The sequence below is a fragment of the Pseudomonas nitroreducens genome (genome assembly GCF_014204515.1).
Taxonomy (GTDB): domain Bacteria; phylum Pseudomonadota; class Gammaproteobacteria; order Pseudomonadales; family Pseudomonadaceae; genus Pseudomonas; species Pseudomonas nitritireducens_A.
In genome coordinates this window covers 162,746-187,748 of record NZ_JACHLI010000002.1, presented here as the reverse complement: position 1 = coordinate 187,748, position 25,003 = coordinate 162,746, and the positions used below count along the sequence as shown (strand labels likewise).

The window sequence follows — 25,003 nt, the reverse complement described above, 5'->3', positions numbered from 1 at the left end:
TAGTTCGCCCCTGCAGGAGCGAGCTTGCTCGCGAACATCGCCGCCCCATGCCACCCATGGGAGATGAACGGCAGCCAAAGCCCAGACGTCCCGACCCACGAGAACCCCATGTCCCGAGTCAACAAGACCGTCATCATCCTCGTCGCCATCGTCGCCCTGATCCTCGGCCTCACCGTCCAGAAGGTGCTCAACCAGCGCCACCAGCTCGATCCGACCGTGCTGCTCGACGCCGGCATCGTGATCCTGCCGCAGACCCGCAGCGTCCCCGACCTCAGCTTCACCGACCAGGACGGCCAACCGTTCCAGACCGCCAGCCTGAAGGACAAGTGGTCCCTGCTGTTCTTCGGCTACACCTTCTGCCCGGACGTCTGCCCCACCACCCTGGCGCAGTTGCGCGAGTTGCAGACCAAGCTGCCGCCGGAAGTAGCGAAGAACCTGCAGGTGGTGTTCGTCAGCGTCGACCCGCACCGCGATACCGCGCCACGCCTCAAGGAATACCTCGGCTTCTTCAATGCCGGCTTCAAGGGCATCACCGGCTCGGAAGAAAGCGTGCAGAAGCTGGCCAATGCCATGAGCATCCCCTACATCCCGGCGGACACCAGCAAGCCCAACTACACCGTGGATCACAGCGGCAACCTGGTGCTGATCGGACCGGACGGCACCCAGCACGGCTTCGTCCGCGCCCCGCTGCACAACGACAAGCTGGTCGCCCAGTTGCCCAGCGTGGTCAGCGTCGGCAACTGATCCCCCGCGACACCCTGTCTCACCCCCAGCGGCCACCCGATAGCGGTGGCCGTTGTTTTTTCTGCGCCATTCCTACCTTCTGCGGATAAATCCGCAGATTCTGCTAAACCTCTTCTCAAGGTCCTGAGCCGGTGTAACACGCGGTCTTGATGCCTCAGATCAATTTTCCTGACCCCGTAGTCAATGTAAAAAATCTGCTACAGAAATCCAGGCATCAGGAATGACTCATACTCCATATTAGAAACATTAATTAACACCTATGCCTGAGCCTGTTGCAGGATTACCGGGCCTTTCGGTGGGCATGGGGAGCCTCTGATGGGTGGTCATTCACGGCGAGGATGACATTTCCGTCCGGTCACAATAGGCAATTAGGCTAAACGCCAGGGTCCACGCGGCCTCGGTGGCGACCGGAAAACTACGGGTCCAAACGTGACTTGTAGTTATCGCTTGGTGCCACTCCAGAACTTCTTGATGCCCTCCAGGTTCGATTGCACAATGCCGCGGCCGCCGGGTCACAACCCGGTCATACGACAAGCTCTTAAAACAAAAAACAGACCGTTGCCAGTTCAAAACCCGGGTCGCCAACGTAGTAGCCCGGACAATCCCAGGATCACGCAGGAGATTTGCGAGTGCAGATCGGTGTACCCCTCGAGACCCAAGGCGGTGAGACGCGGGTCGCAGCAACGCCGGAGACGGTCAAGAAACTGATCGGGCAAGGCCATCAGGTGGTCATCCAGAGCGGTGCGGGCCTCAGCGCCAGCCAGCCGGATGCCGCCTATGAAGCCGTTGGCGCAAAGATCGGCAGTGCTGCCGATGCCTACGGTTCGGAGCTTGTGCTGAAGGTTGTCGCGCCCAGCGAAAGCGAGCTGGCGCAGATGAAGCCGGGCACCGTGCTGATCGGCATGCTCAACCCGTTCAACAACGAGAACATCGCCCGCATGGCCGAACGCGGCATCACCGCCTTCGCCCTCGAGGCCGCGCCGCGTACTTCCCGTGCGCAGAGCCTGGACGTGCTCTCCTCCCAGGCCAACATCGCCGGCTACAAGGCCGTGCTGCTCGCCGCCCACCACTACCCGCGCTTCATGCCCATGCTGATGACCGCCGCCGGCACCGTTAAGGCCGCCCGCGTGCTGATCCTTGGCGCTGGCGTCGCCGGCCTGCAGGCCATCGCCACGGCCAAGCGCCTGGGTGCGGTGATCGAGGCGTCGGACGTACGCCCGGCAGTGAAGGAGCAGATCGAGTCGCTGGGCGCCAAGTTCGTCGACGTGCCCTACGAGACCGACGAGGAGCGCGAGTGCGCCGAAGGCGTTGGCGGTTACGCCCGCCCGATGCCGGCCTCGTGGATGGAGCGCCAGGCCAAGGCCGTGCACGAGCGCGCCAAGCAGTCGGACATCGTCATCACCACCGCACTGATTCCGGGCCGCAAGGCGCCGACCCTGCTGCATGAGGCGACCGTCGCCGAAATGAAGCCGGGCTCGGTGGTCATCGACCTCGCGGCATCCCAGGGTGGCAACTGTCCGTTGACCGAAGCCGACCAGGTGGTGGTCAAGCACGGCGTGACCATCGTCGGCCTGAGCAATCTGGCCGCGCTGGTGCCGGCGGACGCCTCCGCACTCTATGCACGCAACCTGCTCGACTTCCTCAAGCTCACCCTGACCGCCGAAGGCTTCACGGTGAACCTGGAAGACGACATCGTCGCTGCGTGCCTGATGTGCCGTGACGGCCAGATCGTGCGCAAGAACGGCTGAGCCCTTCTTATATAAGAACGCGCCGGACCCCGCGTCCGGCCCTGAAGACCGGTGAGAAACTATGGAAGACATGCTGATCTCCCACGGCATCTACAACCTGATCATCTTCGTGCTGGCGATCTACGTCGGCTACCACGTGGTCTGGAACGTCACCCCTGCCCTGCACACCCCGCTGATGGCAGTGACCAACGCCATCTCGGCGATCGTGATCGTCGGCGCCATGCTGGCCGCCGCCCTGACCGTCACCCCGCTGGGCAAGGCCATGGGCACCCTGGCCGTGGCCCTGGCGGCCGTGAATGTGTTCGGTGGCTTCCTGGTCACCCGGCGCATGCTGGAAATGTTCAAGAAGAAAGCGCCGAAGGCGGAGAAGCACTGACATGAGCATGAACCTCGTCACCCTCCTCTACCTCATCGCCTCGATCTGCTTCATCCAGGCCCTCAAAGGCCTGTCGCACCCGACCACGTCGCGCCGCGGCAACCTGTTCGGCATGATCGGCATGGGCATCGCGGTGCTGACCACCGTGGCCCTGGTGTTCAAGATCAGCACCGAAATCGCCACCACCGGCATCGTCTACGTGATCGTCGGCCTGCTGATCGGCGGCACCGCCGGTTCGATCATGGCCAAGCGCGTCGAGATGACCAAGATGCCGGAACTGGTCGCCTTCATGCACAGCATGATCGGCCTGGCCGCCGTGTTCATCGCCATCGCCGCCGTGGTCGAGCCGCAGTCGCTGGGCATCGTGCAGAACCTGGGCGACACCATCCCGGCCGGCAACCGCCTGGAGCTGTTCCTCGGCGCAGCCATCGGTGCCATCACCTTCTCCGGTTCGGTGATCGCCTTCGGCAAGCTGTCGGGCAAGTACAAGTTCCGCCTGTTCCAGGGCGCTCCGGTGCAGTTCACCGGCCAGCACATGCTCAACCTGGTGCTGGGCCTGACCACTCTCGGTCTGGGCCTGCTGTTCATGTTCACCGGCAACCTGACTGCCTTCGTGGTGATGCTGGCCCTGGCCTTCATCCTCGGCGTGCTGATCATCATCCCGATCGGCGGCGCGGACATGCCGGTCGTGGTATCGATGCTGAACTCCTACTCCGGCTGGGCCGCGGCAGGTATCGGCTTCTCGCTGAACAACTCGATGCTGATCATCGCCGGCTCCCTGGTGGGCTCCTCGGGCGCGATTCTCTCCTACATCATGTGCAAGGCGATGAACCGCTCGTTCTTCAACGTCATCCTCGGTGGCTTCGGCGCCGAAGCGGACGCTGGTGGCCCGGCAGGTGCGAAAGAAGCCCGCCCGGTGAAATCCGGTTCGGCCGACGACGCCTCCTTCCTGCTGACCAACGCCGACAGCGTGATCATCGTCCCCGGCTACGGCCTGGCGGTGGCCCGTGCCCAGCACGCGCTGATGGAACTGGCAGAGAAGCTGACCCATCGCGGCGTCAACGTGAAGTTCGCCATCCACCCGGTTGCCGGCCGCATGCCGGGCCACATGAACGTCCTGCTGGCCGAGGCCGAAGTGCCTTACGAGCAGGTGTTCGAGATGGAAGACATCAACTCCGAGTTCGGCCAGACCGACGTGGTGCTGGTGCTGGGCGCCAACGACGTGGTCAACCCGGCGGCAAAGAACGATCCGAAGTCGCCGATCGCCGGCATGCCGATCCTCGAGGCGTACAAGGCCAAGACCGTGATCGTCAACAAGCGCTCGATGGCCAGCGGCTACGCCGGCCTGGACAACGAACTGTTCTACCTGGACAAGACCATGATGGTCTTCGGCGACGCCAAGAAAGTCATCGAAGACATGGTCAAGGCCGTCGAATAAGACGACCGTCGATCCACAAGACACCGGCCTCGCGCCGGTGTCTTGCTTTCGGGCAACCGGGCTCTCCATCCAGGAGAACGCTCGACATTGGTAGTAGGAAGGCCCCCGGCCGGGCGATTTTTCGACCTTGGTATAACAGCCAAAAATCGCCGAGTCCCTAGACTGGCCGCCTCGCACTTCCTACTGCCCCGAGGTTTCCCCATGTTCCGTGATCGCGTGCGTATGTCCTCCCTGTTGGACAAGGTGATGACTGCCGACCAGGCCGCGGCCCTTATCCAGGACGGCATGACCGTTGGCATGAGCGGTTTCACCCGCGCCGGCGAAGCCAAGGCCGTACCCAAGGCCCTCGCCGAACGCGCCAAGCAGGAGCCGCTGCGCATCAGCCTGATGACCGGCGCCAGCCTGGGCAACGACCTCGACAAGCAGCTCACTGAAGCCGGCGTGCTGGCCCGCCGCATGCCCTTCCAGGTCGACAGCACCCTGCGCAAGGCGATCAACGCCGGTGAGGTCATGTTCATCGACCAGCACCTCTCCGAGACCGTCGAGCAGCTGCGCAACCACCAGCTCAAGCTGCCGGACATCGCCGTCATCGAAGCCGTCGCCATTACCGAGGAAGGCCACATCGTGCCGACCACTTCGGTGGGCAACTCGGCCAGCTTCGCGATCTTCGCCAAGCAGGTGATCGTTGAGATCAACGTCGCGCACAACCCCAACCTGGAAGGCCTGCACGACATCTATATCCCGACTTACCGCCCGACCCGCACGCCTATTCCGCTGACCAAGGTCGATGACCGCATCGGCAGCACCGCCATCCCGATCCCGGCGGAAAAGATCGTCGCCATCGTCGTCAACGACCAGCCGGATTCGCCATCCACCGTGCTGCCGCCGGACGACGAAACCCAGGGCATCGCCAACCACCTGATCGACTTCTTCAAGCGTGAGGTGGACGCCGGCCGCATGAGCAACAGCCTCGGCCCGCTGCAGGCCGGCATCGGCAGCATTGCCAACGCGGTGATGTGTGGCCTGATCGAATCGCCCTTCGAGAACCTGACCATGTACTCCGAAGTACTCCAGGACTCGACCTTCGACCTGATCGACGCCGGCAAGCTGCGCTTCGCCTCGGGCAGCTCCATCACCCTCTCGGCGCGGCGCAACGCCGATGTGTTCGGCAACCTGGAGCGTTACAAGGACAAGCTGGTGCTGCGTCCGCAGGAGATCTCCAACCATCCTGAAGTGGTACGTCGCCTAGGCATCATCGGCATCAACACCGCGCTGGAGTTCGACATCTACGGCAACGTCAACTCCACCCATGTGGGCGGCACCAAGATGATGAATGGCATCGGCGGCTCGGGTGACTTCGCCCGCAACGCGCACCTGGCTATCTTCGTCACCAAGTCCATCGCCAAGGGCGGCAACATCTCCAGCGTGGTGCCGATGGTCAGCCACGTCGACCACACCGAGCACGACGTCGACATTCTCGTCACCGAAGTCGGCCTGGCCGACCTGCGTGGCCTGGCGCCCCGCGAGCGCGCCCGGGTGATCATCGACAACTGTGTGCACCCATCCTACCGCGATGCCCTGAACAGTTACTTCGATGCCGCCTGCGAGCGCGGCGGGCATACTCCGCACATCCTGCGCGAGGCCCTGGAGTGGCATATCAATCTGGAAGAACGCGGCCACATGCTGGCGGCGAGCTGATTGCAGACGCCTGGCGGGCCATTCAGCAATGAATGGCCCGCCAGGGTTTACAGCCGGAAAAAAACCACGTAAAAACACTCCTGAACAGATTTTTATCCCGCACCAACTGTTCAGCTTCCCCCGCCGCTACCCTGACCGGCACCTGCTAAAAACCTCAGACGCCCACCAATTGCGCACCAGAATGGAGCGCAGCGGTACAGTTCGCCCCGAAAAAGACCATTACAGTTCGAAATTACAATCGGCTGAGCAGCTGCAATACAGTGCAACTGTACCTGTCATCCCTGACTAAAAAGTCAGATCATATGCTCAATCCATTCAGCAACTTGACTACTCGCCACAAGCGAGAAGGATGACCACCATGGAACGTACCCTCGGTTCCGCAGCTCTGAGCACCACCCGTAGCACCTCCAGCGCCCACCGTGGCCTCGTCGGCACCGTCCGCCTGTGGCAGCGCCGCATGGAAAGCCGCCGTCAGCTGGCCCGCCTGGACTCCCGCCTGCTGGCCGACGCCGGCATCAGCGAAGCCCAGCGTTACGCCGAACTGAACAAGCCGTTCTGGCGCTGATTCAACAGTACAACTGAGCCACATTCTTCAGGCTCGCCGTAACTGTACTGGTAGTTTGCCTGAGGCCGCTCATCTGGAGCGGCCCGTGGCAACTCGAAGCCTCTTCCCCTGCATTCCCCTCTGCTTCGTTTCTTCTGGAACAGCCACCCCATTCGAGGGCGGTACAGTTCTGTTTTTCCCGTCGCTGTACCCCCGCAATATCCCGTCGCTGCCCCTGATGCGCCGCGCCCGCGAGTGCGAGCCTGTACCGACCGTCCGATTCGGTCTTCAGGAGGCCTGCCATGGAACGCACACTGTCTTCCTCGCACTTCACCCCCCGCCCTGCATCCCTGCTGCGCCGCCTGCCCGGCATCTTCGGCGAATGGTTGCGCAATGCCCGCACCCGCCGCCAACTCGCCGAACTGTCCAGCCTGCAGCTGGCGGATATCGGCGTCAGCCCCAGCGAGCGTGTGCGCGAAATCTCGAAACCCTTCTGGCGCTGAACGCTGGTGACGCCGATCAGTCTTGGCTAGTCTGACCCCAGGTAGAGTGGCCGCCCCGGCCACCTTGCATGGTCTTATCCGGAGCCACTTCCATGAAGAACAGCCTTCGCCTGATCGCTGCCGCTGCCCTGATCGGCTGCACCACCGGCGCCTTCGCCACCAGTTTCGTCTACACCACCGACCTGTCGGTGCGCGCCACCGGCGCCACGTCCGATGGCACCTCGAAGATCAGCGACTCGTTCAAGGACGACAAGATCGTCCTCGAAGCCCGCGATGACGCTGCTTCCTTCGTTGCCAGCCAGGGACAGATCCGCGGCGCGCACCTGGAAGCCGCCCTCGCCCACATCCGCAGCAAGCTGCCGACCCTGGCGGCCAACGACCAGCAGCTGGCCCAGGCGATCCTGACCATCTGATCCGCCCTTCCCGCCGCGCCGGGCCTCTCGCCCGGCGCTCCGCGCTGGCTCTCCCCGGCGCATTCCGTTAGCCTTGGCGGCCGAGTTTTTTCGATCCTTTCCGCCATGCGTACATTGCTGTTCCTGCTGCCGCTACTGACCTGTTCCCTGCCTGCCCAGGCTTTCGACCAGACGACCCAGTTCCCGGTCATGACCAGCTATGCCACCAGCCAAGTGACCAGTGCGCCATTCGACAACAAGCTGCTGCGCGGCGCACGCGACGATGCGGCCCAGTTCGTCGCCACGGATGGCGCTGCAAGGGGCGCGCGCCTGGAAGCGGCACTGCACTGGCTGCGGCAGAACGACCCGGCACTGGCGGCAAACGATCGGGAACTGGCCGAAGCAATTCTTGCCAAATAAAGTTGTGTGCAGCTCCCGCTGCCCTTTCGGAGACATCCATGCGCCTCAGCTCGCTTTCCAAGAGCCCCCTGATCCTCGGCCTGCTGCTTGCAGCCTGCGCGTCCGGCGCCCAGGCCCACTCGGTGGTCCGCGTGTTCAACATCACCACCAACGCCTTCGCCCGCAGCATCGACTTCACCTCCGACACCACCACCTCGGTGCGTGACATGAAGGTCGTCCGCGAAGCCCGCGACGACGCCGCCAGCTACGTCGGCAGTGACGGCGCGATCCGTGGCGCCCAGCTGGAAGCGGCGTTCAAGGTGCTGCGCGAGCAGGTGCCGCAGGCGCGTGAAGCCTCCGACCAGGACCTGGCCGAAGCCATCCTCGCGCTGTGAAGCTCCGGGCTGGCCGCTGGCTGGCGGCCCTGGCACTGACCGTCGCCGCCAGCAGCCAGGCCGCGCTGCGCCTGGAACTGGCCGACGATGGCCTGAACGCCGCCCAGCGCCAGGCCAGCCAGCAGCTCCTCGACGAAGCCCTGCAGACCCTGCCGCCGCGCTTCGTCGAGCGCCTGGACCGCCGCGTCGAGGTGCAATGGCGCGACGACCTGCCCAGCAATGGCATGGGCCGCACCCTGCGCCCCGGCGCCATCGCCCTGAACACCCGCTATCTCGGCCCGCTCACCGACGGCAGCGCCGCCACCGAACAGACCGGCCGCACCCATGGCACCCTGCGCCGCGAACTGCTGGCCACCCTGCTCCACGAGCTCACCCATCTCTACGACCGCGCGCGCCTCTGGGAAACCGACGAAGGTCAGGTGATCCGCCGCTGCACGCTGCGCGACAAGAGCCTGGGCCGCGTCGGCGCGCCGGCTGAATGCCGCGGCCAGAACGGCCGCCGCTTCACCCTCTCCGACGACCCGCGGCTGCTCGACCTGGCCGGCTGGCCGCAATACGCCGGCAAGCATGGCGAGCGCGAACAGCACAACCGCTTCCTGCTGCGCAGCCCGGACCGCTACGAGCTGACCAACCCGCGCGAATACGTCGCGGTGAACATGGAGTACTTCCTCCTCGACCGCAGCTTCGCCTGCCGTCGGCCGGCGCTGTACCGCTATTACGCCGAACGCTTCGGCGAGCGCCCGCACGACGCCTGTTCGACGCAGTACGCCTACCTCAACGCCGGCCGCGATTTCGGCCGCCAGCCGCTGGGCTACCTCGACCCGGAGCGGGTCTACGAAGTCGACTACCTGATCGCCGAGGCCAACACCGAGATCGCCAGCCGCTGGGGCCACACCATGCTGCGCCTGGTGGTCTGCGCGCCGGGGCGCCCGCGCGGCCCGGACTGCCGCCTGGACCTGGACCAGCACCTGGTGCTGTCCTACCGCGCCTTCGTCGGCGACCTGCAGCTGTCCAGCTGGGACGGCCTGACCGGCGCCTACCCGTCGCGCCTGTTCGTGCTGCCGCTGTCCCAGGTGATCGAGGAGTACACCAAGATCGAGCTGCGCAGCCTCGCTTCGATTCCGCTCAAGCTGAGCCGCGATGAAGTCGCCAGCCTGGTGGAGCGCTCGGCGCAGAGCCACTGGAGCTACGACGGCAACTACTACTTCCTGTCCAACAACTGCGCGGTGGAGACGCTCAAGCTGCTGCGCAGCGGTATCCAGCGGCAGAGCCTGCAGACGGCGGACAGCATCACTCCCTACGGCGTCCTAGGCCTGCTGGAGAACAAGGGCATCGCCGACGCCAGTGTCCTCGACAACCCCAAGGAAGCCCTGCGCCTGGGCTACCGCTTCGACTCCTTCCGCGACCGCTACCAGGCGATGTTCGACGTGCTGAAGAAGCGCATGAACGTCCCGCAGGACAAGGTGGAGGACTGGCTTGCGCTGCCCGCCGTGGAGCGTCGCCAGTGGTTCGACAAGGCCGACCTGCGCGCCAGCGCCGCCCTTCTGCTGCTGGAGCAGGCCTCGCTGCGCCGCCAGCTGCTGCTCGCCCAGGACGATCTCAAGCAGCAGTACCTGGGCAACCGCGAGGCGATGCAGGCCAAGCCCGACCTTGCCGCCGCCGGCAAGACGCTGCAGCAGATCCTCGACGACAGCGGCTTCCTCAGTCGCCCAGCGGAACTGCTCGACGGCGGCTACGGCCTGCCCCAGGCGCCGGAAACGGCGACCCTGGAGAAACAGACGCAGCAACGCCAGCAGCGCCTGCGCCAGCTCAGCGACAACCTCGATCGCGAGGTGCGCGCCCTGCTCACTCCCGAGCGCCGCGACGAGCTGGCCGCACTGGAAGCCAACACCAAGCAGATCGGCGCGCACCTGCGCGAACTGCACAAGGCCTCGGGCGGGCTGGAGCTGCCCTGAGCGTGAACGCCTGCGCAGCCGGCAGCCAATCGCGGATGAATCCGCTCCTACGGTGCCTTGGGCGAGCATTTGCGGGATAGGTGGGCACCGTAGGAGCGGACTCTGTCCGCGATCAGCCCGCATCGCGCCGGTTGCCATCGCGGATAAATCCGCTCCTACGAAGAGCATGAGCGCTTGGGTTACTTCGCCTCTGCCCGCTCCAAGGATTGAGCCGCGAACCAACGCTCACCGGTGGCTCAGAGCTTCTCTTCCCACTCCTCTTGCAGATGCTCGTCCAGGTGAATCCACGGCAGGCGGCTGTTCACCCAGATGTGCCGGTCCGGCAGCACCGTGGCGACCTCATCCAGCGTCGCTGTCGTCAGGTCCATCGTCTGCGGCGCCTGATCGGTGAACAGCGCCAGCTGCGCGCCGCAAGTGGCGCAGAAGTAACGAACGCAAGGCGGTGACGACCGGTATTCAGCGGGCGTGCCGTGGGTCCAGCGGAAGCTCGCCCTGGGCACCGTGACCCAGGTGGTGACGATGCCGCCAGTGGTGCGTCGGCAGATCGAGCAGTGGCAATGGGCGACGTCCTTCAGCTCGGCGTCGCACTCGTAGCGCAGCTGGCCGCAGTGGCAGCCACCCCGGTGTACTCTGTCCATCTCTCCTCCTGTCAGAACTGGCTGAATCCATGCCCACCGCGCCGCTGCTCTCCCGGACTGCCCAGGGCCACCTGTCGCTGGACATGGAGGACGATCCCGGCAACCTGTGGCCGGCCTTGCTGGAGCATCTGCACACGCGGGGTGCGTCAGGTATCGAGCACGATCACATGGGCAGCGCCCTCGATGCCAGTATCGGCCCGCATTTCCGCCTGGGCGCCGTCATGCTCAGGAGCGGCTGGGACAACTGGTCGGGCTACTACCTGATGGCCGACTCGTCTGCCGGCGATGCCCTGCTGCAGGAGCTCTACACCTGGCTGCTCACCCAGCCGGTGTAAAGGGCTCAGTCGGCCGGTTCGCCGCTGCCCAGCTCGGCCTGGGCACGTGCCAGCGCATCGAGGAATGCCCCAGGCACCTCGCCCGGCTCCGCACCCTGGCGGGTCACGCAGTGGAATTCCGAAACGAAGGCCAGCTGCGTCGGACGGATCGCCCGCAGGCGCCCGTCGGCCACCCACTGGGCAGCATAGTGGGTGGGCAGGTAGCCGATGAAGGCGCCGCTGAACAGCAGGTTGGCGATGGCCTCCATGCTGTAGGCATTGGTCGCGCGAGTGAACACCAGGCCGTGGGGCCGCCGGCTTTCAGCCATGTAGCCGCGTCCGACGTACTCGGCCGCGCAGATCTGCTCCAGGGAAGGCTCGTCCAGCACACGCTCGAAGAACGGATGCCCCTGGGCGCAATAGAGGTTCTGCTGCTCGCGGAACAGCAACTGGTAGCACAGGCCCGACAACCGATGGTGGAACGCGCCGATGGCCAGTTGCAGGCGCTCCTCCAGCACGGCGTTCTCCAGCTCGTCCGGGCGCTGGGTGTGCAGGTTCAGGCGCACCCGCGGATAACGCTCGCGGAACAAGCGGATCGCCAGCGGCAGCGGCCAGCATTGCTGGCCCAGCACACCGTCGACGCAGCCCAGCTGCAGCACCTCGCGGTCGCGGCCAGCCAGGCCCGTCACCTGCTCGCGGAAGCGCTCGATGTCGGCGAACAGCTCCAGCGCCGCCTCATACAGCTGCTGGCCTTCCTCGGTGAGCTGGAAGCCGCTGCTGCCGCGCCGGCACAGCGAGTAGCCCAGGCGCAGTTCGAGGTCGCGCACCAGCACGCTCAGCCGTGACAGGCTGGTGTTCAGGCGCACCTGGGCGGCGGTAAAGCCGCCGGCCTCGACGATCGTGCAGAAGGTGCGCAGCAGGCGCAGGTCGATATCGGAAAGATTGCCCAGCATCGGAGTTCTCGTGGCGGCGCGCGCAGGCCTTCCGTTATAGCGCCGAGCGCGCCGCCCCGTGAACCCCCGCGATGGTCAGCGGCGTGCGGCGATCGAGTCGGCCAGCACGCAGAGCAGCTCGAACAGCATGGTGGCGCCGACCAGCGCGGTCGCCCCGCCCTGGTCGAACGGCGGCGAGACTTCCACCACGTCCGCACCGATCAGGTTGAGCCCCTGCAGGCCACGGACCAGGTGCTGCGCTTCAAGCGTGGTCATACCGCCGATCTCCGGCGTGCCGGTGCCGGGCGCGAAGGCCGGGTCGAGTACGTCGACGTCGAAGGTGACGTATGTCGGGCCCTGCCCGACTACCCGGCGAACCTCGGCCAGCGTGGCCTCCACGCCCAGGTCGGCGAACTCCTCCATGTGGATCACGCGGATGCCCTGCTCGATGGCGAAGGCTTCATCGTCGGCGTCATAGATCGAACCGCGGATGCCGATCTGCACCGTGCGCTTCGGGTCCAGCAGGCCCTCCTCGATGGCGCGGCGGAACGGCGTGCCGTGGGTGTAGGGATTGTCGCCGAAGTAGCGGTCGTTGGTGTCGGAATGGGCATCGAAATGCACCATGCCGATGGGCCGCTCGGCCGCCAAAGCGCGGAAGATCGGCAGGGTCACCAGGTGGTCGCCGCCCACCGACAGCGGCACGGTACCGGCGGCATGGATGCGCCGGTAGAACCCCTCGATCTGCTTGAGCGAGTCGAGCAGGTCGATGGGGTTCACCGGAGCGTCGCCGATGTCGCCGATGCGCAGCAGGTCATAGGGCGCGATGTGGCTGACATGGTGCACCTTGCGCATCAGGCTCGACTGGTTGCGCACCTCCCGCGGGCCGTGGCGGGCGCCGGCACGATTGGTGGTGCCGCCGTCCCAGGGCACGCCGAGCAGGGCGATATCCAGCTGCGCCGGGTCCTCGAAGATGGGCAGGCGCATGAAGCTGGGGATACCGGCGAAGCGTGGGACCTGGGCGGCGTCCAGGGGCTGTGGGAAGACATCAGGCATGGAGATTCTCCTTGTTGTGGCGGCTCGAAAGGCCTGTCGCAGCCTGCGATGCCGGCCCCCGCCAGCCAATCCCCGAAGCAGCAAGCCAGCTTTCGCCAGCGCGAAAGTCGCCGCAAAGCCCACGCCAGAAAGGCTGCGGCAAGCTTTTCCGGAAAATCTCCGCCAAGCCAAGCGCTTGATTCGTATACGTATGTTATCGTTGTAAACACTGTATACAGCGTAAACGGAGCTGTTCAAAAAGTGACCACCGTTGTCTCGTTCCGCGCCGATGACGCCCTTGTGGCGGCGCTGGACCAACTGGCCCGCGCCACCCACCGGGACCGCCCGTACCACCTGCGCCAGGCCCTGGCGCAGTACCTGGAGCGGCAGAGCTGGCACGTGGCGGCCATCGATGAAGGGATGGCGGACGCCGATGCCGGCCATCTGCTGGAACACGCCGTCATCGAAGCCAAGTGGGGCCTGGCATGAGCCTGCAGTGGACGCACAAGGCCGCGGCCGACCTGGACGCCATCTACGACCACTACGTCGTGCTGATCGGCCCGGAAAAGGCGCTGCGGGCCATCCAGGACATCGTCGAGCAGGTGAGCCCGCTGGCGAACCTGGAGCTAAGCAGCGGTGGAGTGCCCAGCGAGGTGCCCGGCGTACGCGAATTGCCGGTGGAGCGCTGGCCGTACCAGGCCGCTTTCCGGGTAAAGGGCCGTTCTGTGCAGATTTTGCGCATCGACCGTGTGGATAACTCGGGGTAAAAGTGGCCACACGGTTACAAGATGTTTCAAAGTATTGACTTTATGATTCGATCAAAAAGCGATCAAAAGATCATGGTTATTTCTTTTGGTCATTTAGCTATTCGATCCCACAGGATCGGCCAGAACATGATCGAATGACTGAGATATAGTCACGAAATCTCGGCGCCGCCTGGCTTTTTCCAGGCAACAAAAAACCCGGCCTTGGCCGGGTTTTTTCGTTTTGCGCTTTTTGCGCAGCGACGTCAGGCCGCTTGCCAGTTCACCGGCAGTTGGCCTTCTTTCCAGGCGAATCGATCGAGGTGGCTGACCACCACGCTCTGCAGGCGCTCGAGGCTTTCCGCGGTGGCGGCTTCGGCTTGCAGTTGCAGCTCTTCAGCGGTGGCCTGCAGGCGGCAGGTGCCGAAATCGAAGGTCAGTACGCCGCGCTCTTCGGTCAGCTCGACCGGCAGCTTGTGGGCGAAGTGGTTGCACAGCCGCTTGAGGTACTTGGCGGCTTCCGGGGTGGCGACGGTGGCATGGCTCGCAGGCATCTTGTCTCTTCTCCATTTTGGGAGATGACATCCTAGGCTGCGGCAATCAAGGGAAAAACCCGCTATTTTGCCTTTCACTCTTTAGCGGAGCTTCACAATGGACAATCTTCGCGGCATGGCGGTGTTCGCCACTGTGGTCGCCCGCGGCTCCATGGCCGCGGCGGCCGAAGCGCTGGGGATGACGCCCTCGGCGGTCAGCCAGCAGATCCGCAAGCTCGAAGCCCACGCCCAGGTGACGCTGCTGCACCGTACCACCCGCAAACTGACGCTGACCGAAGCGGGAGAGGCCTTCTACCGCAGCTGTGCGCAGATGCTGGCGATCGCCGAGGAGGCCGAGCAGCGCCTGGGCGAATGGCGCGAGGCGCCCGTGGGCGAACTGCGCCTGGCGGCGCCCGTGGGCTTCTCCGGCAAGCTGATCACCGAGGCACTGCGCCCGCTGCTGGAGAATCACCGTCAGCTGCGCCTGCAGCTGTTCTTCCATGACGAGCAGATCGACCTGATCGAGCAGCGCATCGACCTCGCCATCCGCGTCGGCAGCCTGTCCGATTCCAGCCTGGTGGCGCGGCACCTGGCGGAGTGGAACAACATCATCTGCGCCGCTCCCGCCTACCTGCGGCGCCTGCCGGCCATCGACCATCCGCAGCAGTTGCAGGGCATGGACTGGCTGGCGTTGAACACCGTGGCGCACCAGGGCTTCCTGAACTTCAGCGGGCCGGGCGGAGAGGGCTGCAAGTTGCGCCTGGAGCCGCGAGTAGCGGCCAACAGCATGATCGCCCTGCGCCAGTTCACCCTCGATGGCCTGGGCGTGTCCTGCCAGCCGGAGCCGGAAGTGCGCGAGGCGCTGGAGGAGGGCAGGCTGGTACGGCTGCTGCCGGAATGGTCGCTGCCGCCGTTCGGCATCTACGCCGTTACCCCGCGCCGCGACGCCCAGCCGGCCAAGGTGAAGGTCGCCATCGAGGCGCTGCGCCGGCACCTGGGCGGCTCGACCACACTGCGCTTCCACGCGCCGGTCTGAGGCGCGCTACCATGCTCGCCTCGATGACCGGAGTGAACACGACATGGCCCTGAACTGGACCTGCAAGCACCACAGCGACCTGACCAAGGAAGAGCTCTACGCCTTCCTGCAACTGCGCACCGAAGTCTTCGTGGTGGAGCAGAAGTGCCCCTATCAGGAAGTCGACGGCCTCGACCTGGAAGGCGACACCTGCCACCTGATGGTGAAGGAAGGCGGCCAGCTGATCGGCTACCTGCGCCTGCTGGACCCGCAGCGCCACGAGGGCGACGTGGTCATCGGCCGCGTGGTGATCGCCCCGCAGGGCCGCGGTACCGGCCTGGGCCACCAGCTCATGGAGCAGGCGCTGCAGGCCATCGCCCAACGCTGGCCGGGGCTGCCGGTCTACCTGTCGGCCCAGGCGCACCTGCAGGGCTATTACGGTCGCTACGGCTTCGCCCCGGTGACCGAGGTCTACCTGGAAGACGACATCCCGCACATCGGCATGCGCCGCAACGCCTGAGTCAGCGCGGCAGGTTCTCGCGCCATGCGCCCGGGCTGGTGCCATACCAGCGGCCGAAGGCGCGGGAGAAGCTCTGCAGGTCGCCGTAGCCGAGCTGGTCGGTGATCTGCGCGAGCGACAGCGCCGACTCCTCCAACAGGTCCAGCGCCCGGTAACGGCGCTGTTCGTCCAGCAACTCGCTGTAGCGCCAGCCCTGGCCGAGCAATCGGCGCGCGGCGGTGCGCTCGGTGAGGTGGCGCCCCTCGCAGAAGGACTGGAAGCTCGCGCCCTGGGGCAATTCGCGGGCGATGTAGTCGGCCGCCTCGTCCAGCAACGTACTCTGGGTCTGGCTGCGCGCCTGGTCCAGCAGCGCCACCAGGGTGCCTTCCAGCTCCGCATTGGCGGGGGACAACGGGTGGCGGAACAACTCGGGCGCCAGGTGCAGCACGACCTCCGGCGCGCCCCATGTCAGCGGCACGCGCAACGCCTGTTCATGCACCTGCGCAGTGGCCGGCGCCGGCCCCGGCAGATCGATCCCCAGCAGCGGGTCCTGGTCGATGCCGCTGGCCAGCAGCTTGCGCCGCAGCAGGCTGCAGATGCCCAGCACCGTGTACTCGCGGCTCTGCCGGCCGGAAAGCAGCGCACCCTGTTCGCTGAGTACCAGCGCGACCTCCCCCTCGTTCTCGCGCAGGTCCGCACGCAGCGAGCCGTTGAAGTAGGGGAAGTATTCGCAGAAATAGCGGCAGGCGGATTCGAGCGTCGGCGCCACGTCGAACTGGTAGGTCAGCCCGTTGGTCAGCGTCGAGGCAAAGCGCTTGCCCGCCAGCAGGCCGATGGCCGCTTCGCCGCTGGCCTGCTCGGCCAGGTCCCAGAAGCGCCGCGAGAGGAACAGCGGCACGCGCACCAGCGGCGTGCGCAACTCCAGCAGCGAACGGCGAAAGCAGGCTTCCAGCTCCGCGCCCGGAATGCCGCGCGACAACAGCTCTTCCATGGCCGGCAACAGGGTCGGCGCGTAGAAGGCGTTGGACGGATCGGCGGGGCGAACGCTCATGGCTTGCGAAGGCTCGACGGGGCTGGCCGGCTGACCTTACGCATTGCCTCGCCCACCCACAAGTCAGCTCAGGCCCGGTAGTGGCGGGCGAGGAAGTCCAGCAGCAGCGCGTTGACCCGCTGCGGCTGCTGGCTCTGGATCCAGTGGCCGCAGTTCTCCAGCACGTGCTGCTCCAGCTTCGGCACATGCTCGGGCATGCGCTGGATGGTATAGGCCTCGAAGCGCCCGACGGGGTCGCGGTCGCCGATCAGGAACAGCGTCGGCTGCTCGACCTTGCGCCCCACCAGCGACTCGCTGCGCTGCCAGCTGCGCTCGAAGTTGCGGTACCAGTTCAGCGCACCGTGGAAGCCACGTCCCGCGAAGGTCCGCACGTAGTACTGGAAGTCTTCGGCGTTGCACCAGGCCGGGTGTTCCGGGGGCGGCGGCAGCCCGTCGAACAGGCGACCGTCCGGCGACTGGTCCGGTGCCAGGCGTACGTTGTCGCCGAGGAAGTGGCGCAGGGTCAGCGCCACGTCTGCATCCAGCTCCGCCTCGGCGCGGCCGGGCTGCTGGAAGTAGAGGATGTAGAAGAACTTGCCGGCGAACACCTCGCGCATGATCTCCACGGGCGGGCGCTTGGCACGGCCGGCGAAGGGCACCGACAGCGTGGTCAGCACCTCGACGCGCTGCGGCTCCAGCAGCGCCAGGTGCCAGGCCACCGGCGCGCCCCAGTCGTGGCCGACCATGGCCACCCGCTCATGGCCCAGGGCGTCCATGGCGCCCTGGATATCCGCGCAGAGCGTGAGCACATCATAGGCATCCACCGCCTCGGGCGCGCTGGTCTGGCCGTAGCCGCGCATCTCCGGGGCGAACACGCGGTAACCGGCGGCGATAAGGGCGCGCATCTGGTGTTGCCAGGAGTGCCAGCACTCGGGGAAGCCATGCAGCAGCCACACCGGTTTACCGTCGGCCGGGCCGCCACTGTAGAGGCTCAGCTGGATGCCATTGACCGCCAGCAACTGGTGTTCGAACTCGTTCATGGCGCGCCCCTTTGCGAGTGATGAAGGCCACTATGCCAAGCCTCCGCGCTTGGGCCGAACGCATTCACCGGGCGAATGCCCGAACCACGCTCGTCGGCGCAGCGACGGCATGATCGGAAATTGTCCTGTGCGGCTGGCAGCGCGGGGCAGGGCGGTCACTAGCATGCGTCGCTCGTTTCAGCGCACACCGCGGTATCCGCCATGCTCGATCTTCGCCAACTGGACCTCAACCTGCTGCTGGCCTTCGACGCCATCTACCACCAGCGCAGCATCACCCGCGCCGCCGAGGTCATGGGCCTGACCCAGCCGGCGATGAGCAATGCACTGCGCCAGCTGTGCGACGACCCGCTGTTCATCAAGACCCATCTGGGCGTGGCGCCGACCCTGGTGGCGCATCGCTTGTCCGGGTCGATCCGCGAGGCGCTGGACAGCCTGCGCGAAGCCCTCAATCACACGCCCGCCGCCCACGCGCCAGCGTCGGCGCGCGCGCTACGCATCAGCTGTCCCGAAGTGTTCCAGCCAACCCTGCTGGAGGCGCTGCTGGAAAGTCCCGACTTCGACTGGCAGCCGCGCTTCTACCAGAGCCGCCGTCGCGAAGCGCTGCAGGAGCTCAGCAGTGGCAAACTCGACCTGCTGATCGACATCGACCAGCCGCTCTCCCAGCAGTGCGGCCTGCGCAAGCTGCCGCTGCTGGAGGACGAGTACGTCTTCGCCCATGGCGAGGCCCTGGCGCAGCCGCCACGCACGCGGGAGGACTACCTGAAGCTGCCGCAGATCCAGGTGTCCCAGCGCCGTGACGGCCTGGCTCCCATCGACCTGGAACTGGGCCTGCGCGGCCAGCGCCGGCACATCGCGCTGACCATGCAGAGCGCCCTGGCCGCGCGGCTGGTCGCTGACCAGCGACCCTACGGCCTGACCCTGCCCAGCCGCGTCGCCGAGCTGCTCGGCCTGCGCCAGAGTCCGCTGCCGCTGGAGCAGCCGGTGCGCATCGCACTGTGCCTGTACGTGGAGAATCGCTACCGCTTCGAGCAGGCCATGGAACGCGCCATCCGCGACGTGCAGCGGGCCTTCGCCGGCCTGCGGCAGTTGCCGCGGCAGGTGGGCGCGCAGCGTTGATGGCCGCTTCTGGGCATCAGTGGGCGTAGGAGCGGACTCCGTCCGCAATCGACATTCGGCGCGCGGCGAGCCTTTCGCGGACGGAGTTCGCTCCTGCGAGGAGTTCGGCGCAAGGGCCTGTCCTCACCCTAACCTTCTCCCAGAGGGAGAGGGGACTGGTCCGGTGCAGGATTAATCCACGTCATCAGCCGGCACGGATTGCCCCCTCTCCCTGAGGGAGAGGGCTGGGGTGAGGGGGAAGAGCGGGCGCGGACTCACAGTCTGAGGCAGTTGCCTCTCAGCAAAGTACGGCGCAATTCCGAGGGCGCCCCGTCACGAGGCAAGAACGCCACGCGGCAAACGCTCATCCGCCGCCAGGATCGCCTCGATCATCGCCTGCGCCGCCGGCGAAAGGCCGAAACCGGCGCGGCTGACGATGCCGTAGTGCAGGCGCAGTTCGGGGCGATCCTGGGGTACGTCGGTGATCGTCAGCAACGCCACTTCACCGCGCTGCACCGGCGCATGCAGCGCTTCCACCGCCGCCAGGCCGACCGCGTCGGAGCGCGCAACGATATGCAGGATGGCGGCGAACTGCGCGCACTCGATGTTCATGTGGAAATCCCGCTCGCCGATCACCTCGGCCAGCACCTTGCGCAGCGGCGGCGGGATACGCGTGCCCACCCGCGGATAGTCGAGCAGCTCGCCGAGCTTCAGCGAATGCCGCCCGGCCAGAGGGTGGTCGACACGGCAGAAGAAGCGCCCCGGTCGCAGGTCCATCCAGCGCACGTCGTAGTCCGGATCGCCAGCGAAGCCACGGGCGTCGCCGACGAAGAATTCCACCTGTTGTTCCTTGAGCAGCTGGGCCATCTGCTCCCAGTCGCCCATCAGAAAGCCGACGTCGATGGCCGGGTGCGCGCGGATGAAGTCCGCCATCGCCTCGGGCACCAGCAACTGGGCAGGGTAGGGGCCGCAACCGAAGCGCAGCTCGCCGGCATTCAGGCCGTTGTACTGCTCCAGCTCGTTGCGCAGCGAGCGGCTGCCGGCCAGCAGGCGGCGCGCGTGCTGCAGCACCAGCTGGCCCTGGCCGGTGAGGCGGAAGTCGCGACTCTGGCGGTCCACCAGCTCGCAATCCAGGTCGCGCTCCAGGGTCTGGATGCTGCGGCTCAGCGCCGACTGGCTCAGACCGATGGCATCGGCGGCGCGCTGGAAGTTCTGGAAGTCGGCAAGGGCGACCAGGTGGCGAAGTTGTCTCAGCTCCATCATGCGCTCCATGCATCAAAGTGTTGAGTCGAATGAATTTGATGGATAGCAGAGCGAGCTGATCTAGTAAACCGGTCTCTGCTGCGGTGCACCGCCATGTCGCCTCTGCTGTTCGCTTCCAGTGCCTTTGCCAGCACCATCCTGCTGCACGCCGCGCGGCTCGGCCTGAGCGCCGTCGAGCTGCGCGCCCATGCCGGCATCGCCGAAGCGCTGCTGGCCAACCACCGCGCGCGCATTCCGGCAGCCCAGGTGGAGTTGCTCTGGAGGGAGTGCGAGCGCGCCAGCGGCAATCCGCAGTTCGGCTGCGAGCTGGTCAACGGCATGGCCACCCATTGTCTGCAGGGGCTGAACATCCTGCTGGACTCGGCGCCGACCCTGGGCGCCAGCCTGGCCGCTTTCTGCGAGCACGTGCCAACGGTGACCAACTGCGTCGAGGTGCGGCTCGCCCAGGAGGGCGACGCCACCCGGCTGCACCTCAGCCCGGTGGACCGCGAGCTGCACCACTTCGGCCTGGACGCGGCCGTGCTGACCCTGGTGCGCAATATCGCCCGGCGGGTCGGCAGCACGCCACGGGAGCTGTTCCTCGAAGTGGGCATCGGCCCGCGCCAGCGCTGCGGCGAAGTCCTGGCGCAATGGGGCGTGCCCTGGCGGCGGACGGACTCGCCCTTCCTCTCGTTGCCCAGCGCGCAACTGGACACACCGTTGCCCGGCGCCAACGAATTCCTCTACCAGAGCCTGCGCCGCCAGTGGGGCGGCGTACGGGAGGCCGGGGAGGGCGACGGGCTGAGCCTGGCGCGCATCTGGCTGCGCTCCTCGGACCAGCCCATCGAGCGCATCGCCGAGCGCATCGGCTACCGGCAGAGCGGCAATTTCATCCGTGCCTTCCGCAAGCGCTTCGGCATCACCCCCAAGCAGTTCCGCCTGGGGCATTCCTGAGGCAACGCGCGGCGCGGCGCCGCATGATCGGTTTTTGTCTTGCCCGGCTTGCGGCCCCAAAGCCTGCGCCAGGCATGGTGGGCCCGCGGTAAAACCAACCGGAGCCCATAATGACAAGAATCCATCCGGCCCCTGCCCCCATTCCGTCTCTGGGGCGGCGCCAACACTGCACACCTCTCCTGCTTGCCCTCGCTGTCGGCGGCGCGATTCCTGCGCAGGCCACCACCTTCGAGCTGAACGACGACTGGAGCCTGTCGACCAAGACCACCCTGAGCCTGGGCGCCAGCTGGTCCGCACAGGACCCGAACCGGCACCTGATGACCCACGCCAACGCGGTCCAGGCGCAGCACATCGATAACGCCGACGGCAGCAGCGTGAGCGCCGACGACAACCGCCTGAACTTCAGGAAGGGCGACCCCATCTCGCAGATGTTCAAGGGCCTCACCGACTTCAGTCTGGAAGGCCAGGGGCAGGGCGCCTTCGTCCGCTTCAAGTACTGGTACGACCACGCCTACGAAACCGGCGATGGCCGCTTCAAGGACTTCAACGACAGCGGCTGGCCGACCCTGGCGCGCTTCCACGGCTTCGACACGCTGGACGCCTACCTGTGGAAGGACTTCGACCTCGACGAACACCCGCTCAACCTCAAGCTGGGCAAGCAGGTGCTGTCCTGGGGCGAGGCGATCCTGATCCAGAACGGCATCAACGTGATCAACCCGCTGGACTACAGCGCCTTCAACAAGCCCGGCGTGGACATCAAGGAAGGCCAGCTGCCGGTGGAGATGCTCTCCTTCAACCTCGGCCTGACCGACCGGGTCAACCTGGAAGGCTTCTACCAGTACAACTGGCGACCCAGCGTGATGGATGGCTGCGGCACCTTCTTCGCCACCAGCGACGCCATCCAGCCCGGCTGCGGCCCGCTGTACCTGAGCCAGGTGCAGACCGACGCGCAGATGCAGGCCAGCGGCCTGTACGCCTCCCACGGCGATGATCAGGACCCGTCCGACCAGGGCCAGTGGGGCGTCGCCCTGCGCACGCTGATCAGCTCGCTGAACGACGCCGAGGCGGCGTTCTACTACGTCAACTACCACGCGCGCCTGCCCTACCTGGAGCTGACCGCGCGGGACACCAGCAAGCCAGGCAACTTCCCCATCGGCCGCGTGCAGGGGCCGGTGTACGCCGCCGCGTTCCCGGAGAACATCCACCTCTACGGCATGAGCATCAACGGCGCGCTGCCCGGCTGGGGCACCTCGCTGGCGGCGGAGCTGAGCTACCGGCCGAACATGCCGGTGGCCTACAACGGCCCGGACATGAACGTGGCGATGATCACCGGCCCGTCCGGCAGCTCGGCTATCGATGACGTACCGGCCAACGCCTCCACCACCGGCCGGACCCTCGACGGCTGGGCACGCAAGCCGGTCTGGCAGATGACCGCGTCGGCCACCCAGATCATCGACAACGTGCTCGGCGCCACGCGCCTGACCCTGCTCGGCGAAGCCGGCGTGGTGCACGTGGGCGACCTGGGCGACGAGCGCCTGGGGCGCAACTCCGCCTTCGGCCGCAGCGCCCCGCTCAACGGGACGAAGTGCAACACCGCCGCCAGCGGCGTGACCAACCGCTACTGCACCGACGACGGCTTCACCACGCCCTGGTCCTGGGGCTATCGCCTGCGCGCCGGCCTGGAATACAGCGACGTGCTGCCGGGGGTGAACATGCTGCCCTCGCTGAACTTCCGCCACGACGTCGAGGGCTACTCCTACGATCCGGGCGGCCCGTTCCAGCAAGGGCAGATGGCCGCCGGCCTCTCGCTGGCGTTCAACTACCTCAACGATTACAGCCTGGAGTTCGGCTACAACAGCTTCTTCGGCTCCAACAAGTACAGCACGCTCGACGACCGCGACTTCTACAGCGTCAGCGCCAAGGTCGACTTCTGAGGAACCGCCCCATGCACCTTACGAAAATCTCCGCCCTGGCGCTGGCCATGGGCCTGGCGTTCTGCGCCCAAGCCGCCAACACAGTCAACAGCGCTGCCGACCTGGGCAACAGCCTGACGCCGGTCGGCGCCGAGAAGGCCGCCAACACCGACGGCAGCATCCCCGCCTGGGACGGCGGCCTGAAACCCGATGCCGGGAAGGTCGACGCCAAGGGCGGCTATGCCGATCCCTACGCGGGCGAGAAACCGCTGTTCACCATCACCCCGGCCAACGCCGGACAGTACAGCCAGTGGCTCAGCCCCGGCGAGCAGGCGATGCTCAAGCGCTACCCCAACACCTACAGGATCAACGTCTACCCCAGCCACCGCAGCGCGCGGCTGCCCGACGCGATCTACGCCGCCACCCGCGACAACGCCGGCAAGGCCCGACTCGCCGACGGCGGCAACGGCGTGCTGGACTACCAGCGCGGCGTGCCCTTCCCGCTGCCCACCCAGGGCGTCGAGGCGATCTGGAACCACGTCACCCGTTACCGCGGCGGCAGCCTGGAACGCACCTTCAGCTCGGCCAACGTGAAGGAGAACGGCGTCTACGCCCTGGTGCGCTCGCAGACCGAGATGAACTACGCCGAGACGGTGGACGACCTGCCGGCCGACGCCAACCTGCTCTACCTGTTCAAGACCCGCGTGCTGGAACCGGCGCGCCTCTCCGGCGAGGCGGTACTCAGCCACGAGCCGATGGACCAGGTGGCCGAGCCCCGCGCGGCCTGGCAGTACATCCCCGGCCAGCGCCGGGTGCGCCGCGCCCCGCTGATCGCCTACGACAACAGCGCGCGCTACAGCGACGGCATGATCACCGCCGACAGCCTCGACGGCTTCAACGGCGCGCCGGACCGCTACGACTGGAAGCTGGTGGGCAAGCAGGAACTGTTCGTGCCCTACAACAGCTTCCGCCTCTACGACCGCTCGGTGAAATACGCCGACATCCTCAAGACCGGCCATATCAACCCGGACCTCGCGCGCTTCGAGAAGCACCGCGTGTGGGTCGTCGAGGCCACCCTCAAGCCCGGCGCGCGACACATCTACAGCAAGCGCCGTTACTACCTCGACGAGGACAGCTGGAACATCCTGCTGGGCGAGTACTACGACAGCCGCGGCGAGCTGTGGCGCAACTACCAGTCCCACGCCATGCCGTACTACGACAAGCAGTTCACCTTCGAGGCGCTGGCCGCGGCCTACGACCTGATCAGCGGGCGCTACTTCGTCAACGGCCTGATGAACGAGGAAACCAGCGGCCTGAAGACCGGCCAGCACGCGAAGATGAGCGACTACACGCCGTCGGACCTGCGGCGCTGGGCCAAGTAAGGGTTCTGCTCCTTGGCCCCGGCTGGGCGTAGCCGGGGCTCTTGCGCCCTCTCCGGGTACCGGAGAGGGCGTTTTTGTTTTTGGCTGGGTTGCTGCTGGGGAGAGCGACCCCTCACCCTAACCCTCTCCCGGAGGGAGAGGGGACTGTCCAGCGCGAGCCGTTCGTTCAGCACTCGCCGGTAACGCCGAACTAACCACAGAGCGCCGAACGGCTCCCTCTCCCCCTGGGAGAGGGCTGGGGTGAGGGCCAGCCCCCGTGCCGGCGCCCATCCTGTAGGAGCGGGCTTGCTCGCCAACCAATACCCTCGGGAGCACCGGAGCTGCGCGGTTCGCGAGCAAGCTCGCTCCTACAAGAGCCCGGTCGGCATCGCTACTCGACAAGAAAAATTCAACATCGTATTCTGCACAGCGGAACAACATTCCATTGCAACGCTTCCGTGATAACAAGA

Annotated in this window: 27 protein-coding genes; 20 read left to right on the top strand and 7 right to left on the bottom strand. The window is 66.1% G+C overall.

The features are described from left to right. The first annotated feature begins 108 nt into the window (after positions 1-108). The 11 genes from HNP46_RS03620 to HNP46_RS03570 all read left to right on the top strand — a co-directional run bounded on the left by HNP46_RS03620 (position 109) and on the right by HNP46_RS03570 (position 10,192). On the top strand, positions 109-744 hold the full coding sequence (locus tag HNP46_RS03620) for an SCO family protein (protein ID WP_184586147.1): 636 nt from the start codon (positions 109-111) through the stop codon (positions 742-744). 629 nt (positions 745-1,373) lie between these two features. Then, entirely contained in the window at positions 1,374-2,492 is a 1,119-nt protein-coding gene (locus HNP46_RS03615; protein ID WP_184586146.1) for a Re/Si-specific NAD(P)(+) transhydrogenase subunit alpha, read from the top strand. Between the two features lie 61 nt (positions 2,493-2,553). Then, positions 2,554-2,868, top strand: a complete 315-nt coding sequence (locus HNP46_RS03610; RefSeq protein WP_015474896.1) for an NAD(P) transhydrogenase subunit alpha — start codon at positions 2,554-2,556, stop codon at positions 2,866-2,868. 1 nt (position 2,869) lies between these two features. Beyond that, positions 2,870-4,306, top strand: a complete 1,437-nt coding sequence (locus tag HNP46_RS03605; protein WP_184586145.1) for an NAD(P)(+) transhydrogenase (Re/Si-specific) subunit beta — start codon at positions 2,870-2,872, stop codon at positions 4,304-4,306. 201 nt (positions 4,307-4,507) lie between these two features. Then, the gene (locus HNP46_RS03600) at positions 4,508-6,004 is read left to right on the top strand and encodes an acetyl-CoA hydrolase/transferase family protein (protein ID WP_184586144.1); all 1,497 of its coding nucleotides are present in this window, start codon (positions 4,508-4,510) and stop codon (positions 6,002-6,004) included. 358 nt (positions 6,005-6,362) lie between these two features. Next, positions 6,363-6,569, top strand: a complete 207-nt coding sequence (locus tag HNP46_RS03595) for a DUF1127 domain-containing protein (protein ID WP_015474893.1) — start codon at positions 6,363-6,365, stop codon at positions 6,567-6,569. 281 nt (positions 6,570-6,850) lie between these two features. Continuing rightward, a complete protein-coding gene (locus tag HNP46_RS03590) occupies positions 6,851-7,051 on the top strand; it encodes a DUF1127 domain-containing protein (RefSeq protein ID WP_184586143.1) in 201 nt (66 codons plus the stop codon). Positions 7,052-7,143: 92 nt separating this feature from the next. Further along, positions 7,144-7,464, top strand: a complete 321-nt coding sequence (locus tag HNP46_RS03585; RefSeq protein WP_184586142.1) for a DUF2388 domain-containing protein — start codon at positions 7,144-7,146, stop codon at positions 7,462-7,464. Positions 7,465-7,569: 105 nt separating this feature from the next. Continuing rightward, positions 7,570-7,863 (top strand): DUF2388 domain-containing protein, encoded by a 294-nt coding sequence (locus HNP46_RS03580; RefSeq protein ID WP_184586141.1) that lies wholly within the window; start codon positions 7,570-7,572, stop codon positions 7,861-7,863. A 38-nt stretch (positions 7,864-7,901) separates the two neighbouring features. After that, a complete protein-coding gene (locus HNP46_RS03575) occupies positions 7,902-8,237 on the top strand; it encodes a DUF2388 domain-containing protein (protein WP_184586140.1) in 336 nt (111 codons plus the stop codon). Further along, a complete protein-coding gene (locus HNP46_RS03570) occupies positions 8,234-10,192 on the top strand; it encodes a DUF4105 domain-containing protein (protein ID WP_184586139.1) in 1,959 nt (652 codons plus the stop codon). Before HNP46_RS03575 ends, HNP46_RS03570 begins: the two co-directional genes overlap by 4 nt. Positions 10,193-10,428: 236 nt before the next feature. Here HNP46_RS03570 and HNP46_RS03565 read toward each other — a convergent pair whose 3' ends face one another. Then, positions 10,429-10,830 carry a GFA family protein gene (locus HNP46_RS03565; RefSeq protein WP_184586138.1) on the bottom strand — a complete coding sequence of 134 codons (402 nt, stop codon included), beginning with the start codon at positions 10,828-10,830 and terminating at the stop codon, positions 10,429-10,431. A gap of 29 nt (positions 10,831-10,859) precedes the next feature. Here HNP46_RS03565 and HNP46_RS03560 point away from each other — a divergent pair, with 29 nt between their 5' ends. Then, complete coding sequence (locus tag HNP46_RS03560) at positions 10,860-11,165, top strand: hypothetical protein (RefSeq protein WP_184586137.1); 306 nt, start codon at positions 10,860-10,862, stop codon at positions 11,163-11,165. 5 nt (positions 11,166-11,170) lie between these two features. On the opposite strand, the gene HNP46_RS03555 is transcribed toward HNP46_RS03560, so the two are convergent. Together HNP46_RS03555 and speB are read right to left on the bottom strand one after the other, a co-directional pair. Beyond that, positions 11,171-12,097, bottom strand: a complete 927-nt coding sequence (locus tag HNP46_RS03555; protein WP_184586136.1) for a LysR family transcriptional regulator — start codon at positions 12,095-12,097, stop codon at positions 11,171-11,173. 75 nt (positions 12,098-12,172) lie between these two features. Continuing rightward, the gene (gene speB / locus HNP46_RS03550; protein ID WP_184586135.1) at positions 12,173-13,129 is read right to left on the bottom strand and encodes an agmatinase; all 957 of its coding nucleotides are present in this window, start codon (positions 13,127-13,129) and stop codon (positions 12,173-12,175) included. Positions 13,130-13,369: 240 nt separating this feature from the next. On the opposite strand from speB, the gene HNP46_RS03545 reads away from it, so the two are divergent. Both HNP46_RS03545 and HNP46_RS03540 read left to right on the top strand, forming a co-directional pair. Beyond that, complete coding sequence (locus HNP46_RS03545; protein WP_184586134.1) at positions 13,370-13,597, top strand: CopG family ribbon-helix-helix protein; 228 nt, start codon at positions 13,370-13,372, stop codon at positions 13,595-13,597. Further along, entirely contained in the window at positions 13,594-13,875 is a 282-nt protein-coding gene (locus HNP46_RS03540) for a type II toxin-antitoxin system RelE/ParE family toxin (RefSeq protein ID WP_184586133.1), read from the top strand. Before HNP46_RS03545 ends, HNP46_RS03540 begins: the two co-directional genes overlap by 4 nt. Positions 13,876-14,117: 242 nt before the next feature. Here the strand turns inward: HNP46_RS03540 and HNP46_RS03535 are convergent, their stop codons facing one another. Next, on the bottom strand, positions 14,118-14,405 hold the full coding sequence (locus HNP46_RS03535; RefSeq protein WP_184586132.1) for a DUF2218 domain-containing protein: 288 nt from the start codon (positions 14,403-14,405) through the stop codon (positions 14,118-14,120). Positions 14,406-14,502: 97 nt separating this feature from the next. On the opposite strand from HNP46_RS03535, the gene HNP46_RS03530 reads away from it, so the two are divergent. Together HNP46_RS03530 and HNP46_RS03525 are read left to right on the top strand one after the other, a co-directional pair. Then, positions 14,503-15,420 (top strand): LysR family transcriptional regulator, encoded by a 918-nt coding sequence (locus tag HNP46_RS03530; protein WP_184586131.1) that lies wholly within the window; start codon positions 14,503-14,505, stop codon positions 15,418-15,420. Positions 15,421-15,463: 43 nt separating this feature from the next. Beyond that, the gene (locus HNP46_RS03525) at positions 15,464-15,919 is read left to right on the top strand and encodes a GNAT family N-acetyltransferase (protein WP_184586130.1); all 456 of its coding nucleotides are present in this window, start codon (positions 15,464-15,466) and stop codon (positions 15,917-15,919) included. Between the two features lies 1 nt (position 15,920). Here the strand turns inward: HNP46_RS03525 and HNP46_RS03520 are convergent, their stop codons facing one another. Both HNP46_RS03520 and HNP46_RS03515 read right to left on the bottom strand, forming a co-directional pair. Then, the gene (locus tag HNP46_RS03520) at positions 15,921-16,949 is read right to left on the bottom strand and encodes an AraC family transcriptional regulator (protein ID WP_184586129.1); all 1,029 of its coding nucleotides are present in this window, start codon (positions 16,947-16,949) and stop codon (positions 15,921-15,923) included. A 68-nt stretch (positions 16,950-17,017) separates the two neighbouring features. Beyond that, positions 17,018-17,968 carry an alpha/beta fold hydrolase gene (locus HNP46_RS03515; protein ID WP_184586128.1) on the bottom strand — a complete coding sequence of 317 codons (951 nt, stop codon included), beginning with the start codon at positions 17,966-17,968 and terminating at the stop codon, positions 17,018-17,020. A gap of 201 nt (positions 17,969-18,169) precedes the next feature. On the opposite strand from HNP46_RS03515, the gene HNP46_RS03510 reads away from it, so the two are divergent. After that, positions 18,170-19,084 carry a LysR family transcriptional regulator gene (locus HNP46_RS03510; RefSeq protein ID WP_184586127.1) on the top strand — a complete coding sequence of 305 codons (915 nt, stop codon included), beginning with the start codon at positions 18,170-18,172 and terminating at the stop codon, positions 19,082-19,084. 312 nt (positions 19,085-19,396) lie between these two features. On the opposite strand, the gene HNP46_RS03505 is transcribed toward HNP46_RS03510, so the two are convergent. Then, positions 19,397-20,323 (bottom strand): LysR family transcriptional regulator, encoded by a 927-nt coding sequence (locus tag HNP46_RS03505; protein WP_184586126.1) that lies wholly within the window; start codon positions 20,321-20,323, stop codon positions 19,397-19,399. Positions 20,324-20,419: 96 nt separating this feature from the next. Between HNP46_RS03505 and HNP46_RS03500 the strand changes: the two genes are divergently transcribed. The 3 genes from HNP46_RS03500 (at position 20,420) to HNP46_RS03490 (ending at position 24,554) form a co-directional block, all read left to right on the top strand. Then, positions 20,420-21,259, top strand: a complete 840-nt coding sequence (locus HNP46_RS03500; RefSeq protein WP_184586125.1) for an AraC family transcriptional regulator ligand-binding domain-containing protein — start codon at positions 20,420-20,422, stop codon at positions 21,257-21,259. Positions 21,260-21,369: 110 nt separating this feature from the next. After that, a complete protein-coding gene (locus HNP46_RS03495; protein ID WP_260403075.1) occupies positions 21,370-23,193 on the top strand; it encodes a DUF1302 domain-containing protein in 1,824 nt (607 codons plus the stop codon). Between the two features lie 11 nt (positions 23,194-23,204). Further along, positions 23,205-24,554, top strand: a complete 1,350-nt coding sequence (locus tag HNP46_RS03490) for a DUF1329 domain-containing protein (RefSeq protein WP_184586124.1) — start codon at positions 23,205-23,207, stop codon at positions 24,552-24,554. The last annotated feature ends 449 nt before the right edge of the window (positions 24,555-25,003 follow it).